The sequence below is a fragment of the Corynebacterium sp. LaCa_70 genome, assembly GCF_058182015.1.
Genome location: NZ_CP190914.1, coordinates 278,058 through 289,829 on the forward strand (window position 1 = coordinate 278,058; position 11,772 = coordinate 289,829).

Annotated in this window: 8 protein-coding genes; 7 read left to right on the forward strand and 1 reads right to left on the reverse strand. The window is 55.7% G+C overall.

Features of this window, described 5'->3' with window-relative positions; genetic code table 11:
* Positions 1-2: 2 nt before the first annotated feature.
* The 6 genes from ACP8MI_RS01240 to fepB all read left to right on the forward strand — a co-directional run bounded on the left by ACP8MI_RS01240 (position 3) and on the right by fepB (position 8,503).
* Entirely contained in the window at positions 3-659 is a 657-nt protein-coding gene (locus tag ACP8MI_RS01240) for an isochorismatase family protein (RefSeq protein ID WP_284589419.1), read from the forward strand.
* Positions 656-1,786, forward strand: a complete 1,131-nt coding sequence (locus ACP8MI_RS01245; protein ID WP_049168527.1) for an isochorismate synthase — start codon at positions 656-658, stop codon at positions 1,784-1,786. The genes ACP8MI_RS01240 and ACP8MI_RS01245 overlap by 4 nt, the downstream gene beginning before the upstream one ends.
* Positions 1,776-3,368 carry a (2,3-dihydroxybenzoyl)adenylate synthase gene (locus tag ACP8MI_RS01250; protein WP_284589420.1) on the forward strand — a complete coding sequence of 531 codons (1,593 nt, stop codon included), beginning with the start codon at positions 1,776-1,778 and terminating at the stop codon, positions 3,366-3,368. The genes ACP8MI_RS01245 and ACP8MI_RS01250 overlap by 11 nt, the downstream gene beginning before the upstream one ends.
* Before the next feature lie 39 nt (positions 3,369-3,407).
* Entirely contained in the window at positions 3,408-3,665 is a 258-nt protein-coding gene (locus ACP8MI_RS01255) for a phosphopantetheine-binding protein (protein ID WP_259817003.1), read from the forward strand.
* Positions 3,666-3,670: 5 nt separating this feature from the next.
* Positions 3,671-7,294, forward strand: coding sequence for an amino acid adenylation domain-containing protein (locus ACP8MI_RS01260; RefSeq protein WP_490290687.1), 3,624 nt, complete (start codon positions 3,671-3,673; stop codon positions 7,292-7,294).
* 111 nt (positions 7,295-7,405) lie between these two features.
* A complete protein-coding gene (fepB, locus tag ACP8MI_RS01265) occupies positions 7,406-8,503 on the forward strand; it encodes a Fe2+-enterobactin ABC transporter substrate-binding protein (RefSeq protein ID WP_239211377.1) in 1,098 nt (365 codons plus the stop codon).
* Positions 8,504-8,548: 45 nt separating this feature from the next.
* Here the strand turns inward: fepB and ACP8MI_RS01270 are convergent, their stop codons facing one another.
* Positions 8,549-10,216 carry an HNH endonuclease signature motif containing protein gene (locus ACP8MI_RS01270; RefSeq protein WP_239211375.1) on the reverse strand — a complete coding sequence of 556 codons (1,668 nt, stop codon included), beginning with the start codon at positions 10,214-10,216 and terminating at the stop codon, positions 8,549-8,551.
* Positions 10,217-10,594: 378 nt separating this feature from the next.
* On the opposite strand from ACP8MI_RS01270, the gene ACP8MI_RS01275 reads away from it, so the two are divergent.
* Positions 10,595-11,767, forward strand: coding sequence for an ATP-binding protein (locus tag ACP8MI_RS01275; protein WP_026167905.1), 1,173 nt, complete (start codon positions 10,595-10,597; stop codon positions 11,765-11,767).
* The last annotated feature ends 5 nt before the right edge of the window (positions 11,768-11,772 follow it).

Sequence of the window (11,772 nt, forward strand, 5' to 3'; positions counted from 1 at the left end):
TTGTGTCTATTCCCTCGATTTCTCCCTATTCGCTTGCCGACGCCCTGCCCGCAGAGCCCACAGGCACCCCGACGGTTCTGGATTGGCAGTTAGAACGTGACCGCGCTGCGTTGTTGGTGCACGATATGCAGCAGTATTTTCTTGCTGCTTACCAGCAGGACGCTGAACCGATCAGCACGGTGGTGCGTAATCTGCAGCAGCTGATCGAGCAGGCTGATGCTGCTGGTGTTCCGGTGTTTTATTCCCAGCAACCACCGGCACAGGCTGCGATTCGCCGCGGATTGTTGACTGACCGCTGGGGCCACGGACTGCAAACGGAAAGCCAGGCTGCCATCATTGATGCCATCGCCCCACAACCACAGCACCATGTGTTGACGAAGTGGCGGTACTCCGCTTTTGCGCGCACAGATCTCGCTGAAGCACTCCGTTATGCAGGCCGCGATCAGCTGCTGATCACCGGGGTCTATGGACATATTGGGTGTCAGGTGTCTGCAGCCGATGCCTTCATGCGTGATATTCAGCCGTTCGTGGTGGCCGATGCGATCGCGGACTTTTCTGCGGCTAAGCACGCCGGAATGCTGGAGTGGGTAGCCGCGAACTGCGGCGTTGTTGTCCGCACTGCGGATGTAGCGCAGCGATTCGTGGTGACACAGCTATGAGTAACGCAACCACCTCAGAATCTGCGTCGTCGTTGCCGCAGTTCGTGTTCAACCACGCTACTGCTTCGGTGACGGCTACCGGCATCGCGCGTCGTTTTGCTTCGGTTGATGCTGCGCTGGAATTCGCTCACCGCGGCGAACACGCCTTGGTGGGGGCGATGCCGTATCACCCAGGGGAGCCAGCCGCGCTGTTTATTCCCTCTCGCCTGGAACATTCCGATGCACCGTTTCTGGGCGCACAAGCGCAGAGCACTAAGCAGCTGCGCGAGGTGCGTCAGTTGCACAAGACCAGTTACCTGCCCAGCCTGGCAGAACACACCGCCCGGGTAGCGCAGATGCGTCAGCGCATTCGCGCCGGTGAGCTGGACAAGATCGTGCTGTCGCGCCGGGAGGTTTACCAGTTCGCGGGTGCGATTGATCCGTGGCAGGTCTTTGCCGAGCTCACGCGTAATTCCACGGACTGCTATAGCCACTTCGTAGACCTGGGCGCCGGCCGGTATTTCCTGGGCAACAGTCCAGAGGTGCTGATCCGGAAAACCGGCTCTGTTATTTCTTCGTTCCCGCTGGCAGGCAGCGTGCGTCGGCAAGCAGACCCAGACAAAGATCAACAGGTAGCCCAGCAATTGGCGCAATCCAGTAAGGACCAGCACGAACACGCGTTTGTCACAGAAGGAATCCGCGAGGTACTAGCGCCCCTGTGCACGTCGTTGACCGTGCCCGATGAGCCATCGCTGATGCAAACGTCTCATACCTGGCATCTGGGAACCCGTATTCTCGGTGAACTCCGCGACCCGCACCTTAGCGTGGTGGATCTCGCGCGCATGCTGCACCCCACGGCCGCCGTTAACGGGGCACCAGCGTCGGTAGCCCAATCCATTTTGGCTGCAGACGAACCTGACCGTGGTTTATACGCCGGAACCGTCGGCTGGGCGAATGAAAACGGTGACGGGGAATGGCGGGTGGCTATCCGCAGCGCACTGCTCGACGGCGACACCGCAACCGCCTATGCCGGTGGCGGAATCGTCGCTGATTCTGACCCGGACACCGAGCTAGAAGAAACCACATTCAAATTAGGTCCAGTGCGCGCAGCACTGGGGATTTCAGGAGAGACACCACATGGAGCATGATCCGCTGTATCCTGCCGACGTCGTCGATGCTTATCGACAGGCAGGATTATGGACAGACGATACTTTCGCGCACTTTTTCCACGATGCTGCGCGGCGCTACCCGCAGCGCGAGGCAATCTGTGGGCCCGATATGCACGGCGAATGGACGTCGTTAAGCTACCAAGAACTCGCGACTGCCATCGACGCTACCGCGGCAGCATTAGCCGAGCGTGGAATTCGCGGTACTGATTACGTCGTGATCCAGCTTCCCAATATCGTTGATTACGTCGTGTATGTGGCAGCGGTATTCCGTGTGGGAGCAGTGCCAGTATTTAGCCTGAACTCACACGGTTTAGCGGAGATCACTCACTTCATTCGCACGACTTCTGCTACTGCGTATATCGGTTCCGCTCGCGCCGGGGCAGATGCTGTGGTGTTGCAGGAGACCTTCCAGGATCTGCTCATGATCACCGAGCCTGCACCAGGTTGTGCACAGGTCTCGACTGCACAGGTCTCGAATGCGTCGGCATTCCACCCCGCTGCGCCCAGCGCGCTCGATCTAGCATTCCTGCAGGTATCAGGAGGGACCACCGGAACCCCGAAGTTGATCCCACGCACCCATGCGGATTATCTGTATTCGGTGCGTGAATCCGCGAAGATCTGCCAATTATCACCCCAGACCCGCTTCTTGGTGGTTTTGCCGGCTTCACATAATTTCACTATGTCATCGCCAGGAATCTTAGGGGTGCTGTATGCAGGCGGAACCGTCGTCATGTGCGATGAACCAGCGCCGTCGGCAATGATGGCCATGATAGCCCAGCACCAGGTAACCATGACTGCGTTGGTCCCACCGTTGGCTCTGATGTGGGCGCGGTTGCAGCCGATGCTGCAGTGCGACCTGGATAGTCTGCAGTTATTGCAGGTTGGTGGGGCGAAATTGACTCCGGAGGCAGCCCAGCGGGTAAGCCAAGCCGTTGGATGTCAATTGCAGCAAGTATTTGGCATGGCAGAAGGACTGGTCAATTACACCCGTCTGCACGATAGCCACGACCTAGTGATCAATACCCAGGGGCGTCCGATGTCGCCTGCGGATGAAATCATTATCGTGGATGACAACGGCAAAGAAGTACCGCTGGGGGAAAGCGGGCGGCTGTTGACCCGCGGTCCGTATACCATTCGGCGGTATTTTAATCATGCGGATCCGGGGTCTTTTACCGAAGACGGGTTTTATTGCACTGGTGATATAGTCCGTCAGCTGCCCACCGGGCATTTGGTGATTGAAGGGCGGGAGAAAGATCAAATCAACCGCGGCGGGGAGAAAATATCCGCGGAAGAAATTGAAAATCACCTACTTGCCCATCCGGGGATCAACGACGCAGCCGTGGTCTCTGTGCCGGATGATTACCTGGGGGAGCGTTGCGGTGCGTTCATTCTGACCGAACAGCTGACAGAACCCGAAATTCGGGAGCATCTGCGGAAACGCGGCGTGGCGGAATACAAAATCCCGGATGTCTTCCGCATTGCAGCGGAATTCCCATTTACCGGCGTCGGCAAGATCAGCCGGAAAGATCTGCGACGCCAACTCCAGCACCAATTCGTCTAAACACCGTTTTGTTAAACCCAAAAGGAAGTAAACCTAACCATGTCTGAACCCACTTCTGAACCCACCGCCGAACCCACCATGACGCTTGCCCAATTACGCGCCGATATCGCCGAGATTTTAGATTGCAACCCAGACTCGCTTGCCGACGACGTGCCGCTGACCGACCAGGGGATGGATTCCATTCGTTTAGTCACCCTGGCAGAAAACTGGCGGTTGGCAGGCTACAACGTGCAATTCCACGTTCTTTTTGAACAGCCGTATCTGCACCAGTGGTTAACGGCATTTGAAGAAAACTAAGGATTGTGGTGCAGAATTTTTATCTTTCCGCCACCCAACGCGATATTTGGTTGGCGCAGAGTGCACGCCCAGAAAGCGCGCAGTTTCAATGCGCGGAGTTGCTGCATTTTTCCGGTGAATTGGACCGCCCACTGTTGCGCGCGTGCATCCAGGACTGCCTGCAAAAACTCCCGGTAGTCTGCGCCGATTACTACAGCGCCGAACAGGCACGTTATGCACACCCACCCGATGGGCCTCAACAGTACATCCCGGTGCATCTCGCACACAGCGAGCTAAATTACGGGCCGGAATTGTTCACCTGGGCATCGCGTACCGCCACGGTATCCGGGAAAAGCGCACTGACTGAGCATTATCTGCTGCAGCTTGCCGACGGCACGACTGCCTGGTTGGCACGGTTTCATCATTTGGTTGGTGATGGTTATTCCATCCACCGGATGCTGGAGTTTATTTGTGCAACCTACAGTGCGCGCGTAGTTGGGGATCCAGACCCAGTTGTTCCGTTTGCACCGATGAGTGCGCTTGCAAGCGACCAGCCACCAGCAGATTTTCGCCCCGCTGATCCGGAACAACAATCTGCCCTTCTGCTTGGGGCAGCACGCGGGGTGGATGAGGTCGTCGTTACTGGCCATGCCCGTATTAGTACCCCCGGGCCGGTGCACAATATTGTGGCACAGTATTGCGCCAGCCTGGGCAATACTCCGGAAATCTTCCTGGGATTTCCCCAGATGAATCGCCCCATGGGGCAAGTGGCGGTGGATATGCGCCCGCAAGTAAGTATCAACACCCGCAGCTACGATGCTTTCGCGAATGAATTTCGCGATGCAGCGTATTCCGGGACCTGCCCGCACATCAATATTCGTCCCTTCAGCACCCAGTTTCGTTGCGGTGGCGTGATTGGCTCGCTGCGTACCATCAGCGTGGGTCCTATTCCGGATATAGAAATCATTGTGCAATCCTGTCTGCGTGGCGAGCGCGATATTTTTGTCATGGCTCGTGGCAGCAACCTGCAGGATGTGGTGGATAAACATGCCGCACGCATCGCTTTTGCTATTGAGCACCCAGATGAGCCGGATTTCTTGCTCCCGGAAGAGCGCCAAGAAATCGCGGCTTTCCAGGGCCCGACGCATGCGATTGCCGCACCCACATTGGGCGCGCATCTCGCGACAGTTTTAGGATGGGCCCACTATGACGCCACAGATGGCGGACAGAAAATTCTGCTGCGCACCAAGCAGGAACACCTCACCATCGCAGAACTAGCGGGAAGAGTCTTTGGCCTGGCCAACGCACTGCTGTCGGCCGGTGTGCAGCCGGGACAAGCGGTGGCTATTCACTTGGAACGAGGCGTGGATTTTCTGGTGGCCGTCGGCGCGGTGATCACCGTGGGCGGTGTTTTTGTCCCTATCGATCCGCAGCTTCCAGCCGAGCGTCGGCAAGCGATGGCACAGACCGCGCAAGCGCACATTCAGATTGGTGGGCCAAGTATCGGCGGGGCGGTTATTGATCCTGCACAACCACCGCACGCGCTGATCGCGCCGGTGAAACGAGAGCCTGGCGATGCCGCCTACATCATTTTCACTTCCGGGTCGACGGGCACGCCGAAAGCGGTGGTGAACACGCATGCGGGAATCACCAACCGTCTGGCATGGATGGCGGAAAAATATGATCTGACCAGTGACGATATTCTGCTGCATAAAACACCGTCGTCCTTTGATGTCTCCATTTGGGAATACTTGTACCCGTTGACCTATGGCATGGGCGCGTGGGTGTTGGACCCAGAAGAACACAAAGATCCACAGGCCGTGCAAGCGGCGTTGCATTCGTCGCGAGCAAGCCTGTGCCATTTTGTTCCTTCGGCATTGCAGGGTTATTTGAGTGCGCATGATCCGCAGTTGCCGGTTTATCTGCGCAACGTGATGGTCTCTGGCGAAGCGTTGCCTGCCAGTCTTGCGCAAGCGGCGCGTGTGCAATTGGGCGCCGAGGTGCACAACCTTTATGGCCCGGCAGAAGCCGCGATTGATGTCACCGCACATACCGTTACTGATGCGGACCAGCAGTCTGTTCCCATTGGAGCGCCGGTATGGAATACCGAGATTGCGATTGTTGATTTTCAGTCTCGGCAGCTGCCCATTGGGTTTGGTGGGCGACTAATCATCGGCGGCATGCAAGTCGCGCGTGGGTACAAGGGGCTGGTGAGCGAGGCTTTCCAGAACGGAACCTATGACACCGGCGATTATGCGTTGTGGCTTGCCGACGGCCAGTTGCACTATTTGGGCCGGAAAGATGCGCAAGTAAAACTGCGTGGTCAGCGGCTTGAGCTTGGTGAGGTGGAAACTGTCATCCAAAAACATCCCGCTGTGGCAGGTGCGGTGGCGCTACTGCGAGAATATCGAGGCCAGCCCGCGCTGGTGGCTTATGTGGTGCTCGATGAGCACAGTGATGAGCTCAGTGGTGCGCTCAGTGATACGCTCCGTGCGGACATTCTTGAGCAGTGCCGTGCCCAGTTACCTGCGTATATGGTGCCGAGCTTGGTTCTCCGAATTGCTGACATTCCCGTGACCATCAACGGCAAACTCGACCGCGCGCAATTGCCGGACCCTAATGACAATCCTGGGTTGGATTCTGGGTCGGATTCGGTGACAGATTCGGGGTCGGATTTAAAAACAGAAGTGGTACTGGCCGCTTTTAGTCAGGTCCTGCACGCTGATATCACCGACCCGAGCACGCATTTTTTTGAAGCTGGCGGAAATTCCTTGACGGCGATCCAGTTGGCGAAAATGCTGCATCTGCGGGTTGCCGATGTTTTTGCCAATCCGACACCTGCTGGGTTGTCGCGGGTGCGACGGCAAGATGGCTTCAGTGAATTTTTGTGGCTGCGTGAGCCCATCGGTGCTGATAGCAATGACTGTAGCAGCGTTGGTGAGGATCTCATCGTGTGTTTCTACCCGGCAGGCGGGTTGAGCTGGTCGTATTTCTCATTAGCATCTTTGGTGCCGCACGATGGCCGCGGAATTGTGTGCGTGCAAGCCACAGAGCCGGCGGTGAGCTTGTCAGAAAAGGTGGCGCGTGTGTGCGAGATGCTGCGTGCGCGTGGGGTGGCACGTGTCCAGTTGTTGGGCTGGAGCGTCGGTGGAGTTGTGGCGCAAGATTGTGCGGCGGCGCTTGCAGAAACTGATATTGCGGTGTCTGCGGTGGTGCTGCTTGATTCCTACCCGGCGGAGGTGTGGAAGCAATTACCGACCCCCACCGAACAGGAATTATTGGCTGGCGTGTGCGACATGGCTGGTGTGCGTGGCGTTGTGGAATCCGCGAGCGACGTAGTGCGGTGCCTGCGCGCATCCGATGGAGTATTCGGTCAGCTGAGCGGCGAGGAGGTCGAGATGATCGTAACCATGGTGCGGCATAATTCTGCGCAGATGCGCAGCCATAGCACCCGGTTATATCCGGGCACAGTGCATTGTGTGGTGGCGGCGGCGGAAGCGGACCAGCGTTCGCCGTTATTGATCGCGGATGCATGGCAGCCGCATTGTGCTGCGGTGACTGAGCATCGTGTCGACGCTACGCACCCGGGAATGGTGGCGCCGGAGGTGCTCGAGTTCGTCGTCAAGGATCTATTGGTGGTGGGTGAGTAAACAGGTGTGGGAAGAATTAAATATCGTTAACCATTGCCTGAAACCTACCTGTGAGGTTAGACTACCCAATTGAGTTATGGTTTAGCTCATAGAAACACAGAAGGAAAAGATATGAAAATTCGTCGCCACCGTGTCCAGATTACTGGCGCAGCCCTGACCGCATTCAGCTTGTTACTGGTCAGCTGCAGCCAAGCTGACGAAGACGCCAACGCCTCCGGCACCGCAACCACGAGCGCTGAAGCCACGAGCTCCGATACCGCGAGCGACAGCGCTGAAGACGATGCCACCTCGTGGCCGCGAACTGTGGATTCGCTCGTTGTGAACAATGGCGAAGTCACTGGTGATACCGAAGAAGTTGAAATCACTGAGCAGCCGAAGAATATCGTGTCGACCTCCGTGACTTTAACCGGCTCCTTGCTAGCTATGGATGCACCCATTAAAGCGACTGGTGGTGCGAAGGCCGGTGGGCTTGCCGACGAGCAGGGATTTTTCTTGCAGTGGGCTGAGGAAGCCAAGGAGCATGGCGTCGAAAGCTTGTACAACCTCGAGGTTGATGTAGAGGCTATCGCGGCGCAGGATCCGGACATGATCGTCATGAGTGCCAGTGGTCAGGATTCGGCGGTGGCTGAGTATGACAAGCTGAGCGCGATTGGTGTGCCAGTCGTGGTGGTTGATTATTCCGACCAGGGCTGGGATGAGATCATGAGTCTGCTTGCGGAGGCCACCGGGCACGAAAAAGATGCCGCTGAGGCGATTCAACAGTATGAGGATCGCCTGGAAGAGGTCACCGGCGCAATCGAGTTGCCGGAGCAGCCGACAAACTTCGTGATGCCACTGCCGGGTGATCGCGGTTTGAACTTCTGGAGTGCGGAGTCCGCCCAGGGGCAGCTGCTGGAAGATATCGGTTTTGAGGTTGCGGTGCCGGACGACGAGATCGTTGATACCGCCGGTCCGCGCGGCGCGCGTAAGGATGTGAAGACCGTGGTTCCGGAAAATGCCCCGAAGGCCATTACCGGTAACACCGTGTTGACGATGAGCACCACCGGCGACGATCCAGTCGCGGCGCTCAAGAACAACCCATTGTTGGCAGACAATGCGGCCATCACTGCGGGTGAGGTGTATTTGCTGAGTCCAGAGCTATTCCGCCTGGATTACTTCAGCGCCATGATGATGCTCGACCAGCTGGAAGAGCACTTCGCGAAGAAATAACGCGAAGAAATAACGCGATGAAATAACCTGACGAAGCGCGGGAAATTAGAATGGCGGTGCTGCCTCGCTGGGGGTAAACGTGGTGGTAGAGGTGGTGCCGAATTCTTCAAGGTCGAAGACCATGCTGACGTGATTAAAAAGGTTAAATCCAGATTCTTGCAGTGCAGAAACCCCGGTGTGGATTGCGCGTAACTGGGGCTGGAAGTTCCGCAAGTTGGTGGCATTAAAACTGAACGTGTCCAAAGCACGCTGTAGCCAGGTGAGATCCTTGTGCCACAGCTGCTGTTCTTGCGTGTTTGTCAGTGGCTCGTGTTCCTTCTCCTCTTCCTTCCTATTTTCCTTCGATTGTTGACAGCGCACCCAAGGATCGTCGACAGGCGCACTGGCGAAGCGGGCATTTCCGGTGTTCTCAGCGTCGTCGGCAAGCGTTGTTTTCATTGAATTTTGTTGAGTGTGCTGCTGCGCTTGTTGAGCGCTCTGCTTTTCTTCCCTGAGTTTTTCCTTTTGTGCTTCCTCGCGGTGAGCTTTACGAGCACAAGCGATCTTTTGCCGCAGTGTTTGTACCCATCTGCGGTTTGGTTTGGCCAGTGGGCCTTCTGCTTCAGTGGACTGCCAGGTGCCGTCGGGGAACAACCACACAACGGTTCCGCTGGCGGGCTCGAAGATGGGCCGGGCGCGGCGATCAGTTTTGACGTTGTGGTGGTGTTGGCACAGCGCGATGAGGTTTGCTGGGCTGGTAGGACCGCCCTCGTCGTATTCCACCACGTGGTCCATCTGGCAGGTGGTGGCTGGCATGCTACAACCTGGGTAGCGGCAGCATCCATCGCGGCCGGTCACGGCGCTGCGCATCGTCGGTGTGGTGGCATAGCCTGTGACTTCGTGGTTGGCTACGGCGTCCATGTCGTGGTGCTTGGCTGCTTCACCGGCGAGGGTGTCGGCGGCGTCGCCAAACAGGGTGGTCACGCCAGCGCCGGTAGCCGTGGCGACGAAAAGGGGTGCGTCTTCGACATCGCTGGCACGGTAGCAATTCAGCGTCACGGAGGTGTGCGTTTTACCCAGCAAGAGCTCCACGACGGCGTCGCGAAGCGAAATTCCGGCTTGTTTCGCGTGCTCATGCACGTGAGCATCGATTTTCACGGCAGTGGCGGCGTCGGTATCGAAGTGAAACTCGTGGGTATCGTCACCATTGCGGCTGTCCAGCGGAATGTCGTGGACTTCGTAATTTTTCCGCGTCGGATCCTTGTGCTTTTTCTCCCGAACAGAAGAATCATGCGCTTCGATTTCGCGGTTAATGTGGTTAGTGATGCTGCGTTTCGACGGCATCTGTTGCGCAGGTTTGGTCGGCGTGAGGTAGTCAACCAGCATGTTATCGATAACAGCGAACAGGTGTGCATTGACGTCACCGGCTTTAGCCATTGCGCGGTCAATCGCGATCCACCGATCCATGTCAATATGCCACATTGTGGTCGCTAAATCGCGTAGTTGTGGCAGATCAATCATGCGATAAAACGCTCCGATGATGTCGCCAACCTTGTGGCTGCCCAGCCCACTCTTTTCCGTGAGCTCTTTCAGTAGCAGGTCATAATCAGAATGTTCAAAATCAATGATGGAATCCCAAGCGTGAAACTCTTGCCGACGCAGGGCTGTCATGGCTTGCGCGTCTTCGTCGTGGGGGCTGCAGTGCGTGAAATAAGCGGTGGCGTCGGTGTTCACGGATTCCCTCCCCCGAATATGCTTGCTAACTGGAATGACTTTAGTCTAACGCAAATAACGTAAAAGCACAACAGTGTTCGAATAAGAATGTGCCCTAAAAATTTGGGGCAGCAACTCGGGGAGTCTGTCGAACATGTGGAGCTTGCTTGGTATCTCGCCAGTTAAAGTAGGTTTCTAGCATGTTTTCCAGCGTGCAGCAATCGAACATTGCACAGTGTAGTGTGCAAGTAGAAACCTTCGATTTAATTTTCGTATTGCATGATAGTCGGGTCGGTGAGCGAGCAGTTTCTCATGGTCAACCAAGTAGTAAGAATTGTAAAGATTGTAAAAGTTGTAAGAGTTGTAAACAGTAGTAAAGCGGTTGTCTATAATGATGGTATGGCACGTACGAAAAACCCATTTAGTCCAGGAACTGGCACGACTCCACCGTATCTTGCTGGTCGGGTAGATGAACTTACTGATTTTCGTTACGCGCTTCTGGACGGGCCCGGTTCGCATGAGCGCCTAAGTCTGGTATCTGGAATGCGGGGAGTTGGCAAAACTGTATTGCTCAATGAATTTGAAGATATCGCCCATGCAGAGTCCTGGTGGGTCATCTCGGAAACCGCGACTCCAGGTTTTATGGAAAGAATCCGTGACAAAATTTATTCTCTCGCGAAAGACCAATTTGACCTAGTTTCGCGAAAACTGACGGGCCTTAATATTGCTTCGCTCGGAGGGATTCAGTTGAGTGAGGCAGAAAAATTCACGCCAACGGTTACGCTTCGGGATGTTCTTACAGATTTTTTGGAATTACAGGCAGAGCGAGATGAAAAGCTAAACCAACCACCTGTCGGGGTGCTGATAACGCTCGATGAACTGCACTACTACCATCAGAGTGAAATCATTGAATTCGGTGCTACGATACAGCATTTGGTGCGCGAAAACCGAGAAATAGCGCTTGCAATGGCAGGGATTCCACAATCCATTAAGCCACTGTTGGCAAATGACCGGGGGAGAAATCCGGTGACATTTTTGCGCCGCGCAAATCGTATTGACTTAGGGCTTATATCTGACGATGACGTTGCAATCGCACTCGCAGAACCGTTGAAGAATACAGAAATTTCATGGGACGACGATGCATTAGCCGAAGCGGTTTCGATCTGCGGCGGGTATCCATTCATGATTCAGTTAATCGGGCAGCAAGCTTTTCGCAAGAAGGAGGGGAGGACGATTTCTATCGCTGCTGTTCGGACAGGTGGTGAAACTGCGCGCCGGAAATTAGGGCAATTGGTGCACGACACTGCCTTGAGCGATCTTTCACCAGTGGACCGAACATTTCTCGCTGCGATGGCAGTTGACAATGGTCCATCGCGCATGGCAGATATTGCACAACGATTAAAAGCCGATGCACAATACGTAGGAAAATATCGTGGCCGACTGCTCGAAGCCGGGGTGATTGTCCGTACCGCCCACGGATATGTTGATTTCCAATTACCCTACATGCGTGATTATCTGCGTAAACATGTAGTCGTTGATTCATTGGCAGTAACGGATTTGTTTAATGAATAAGGTGG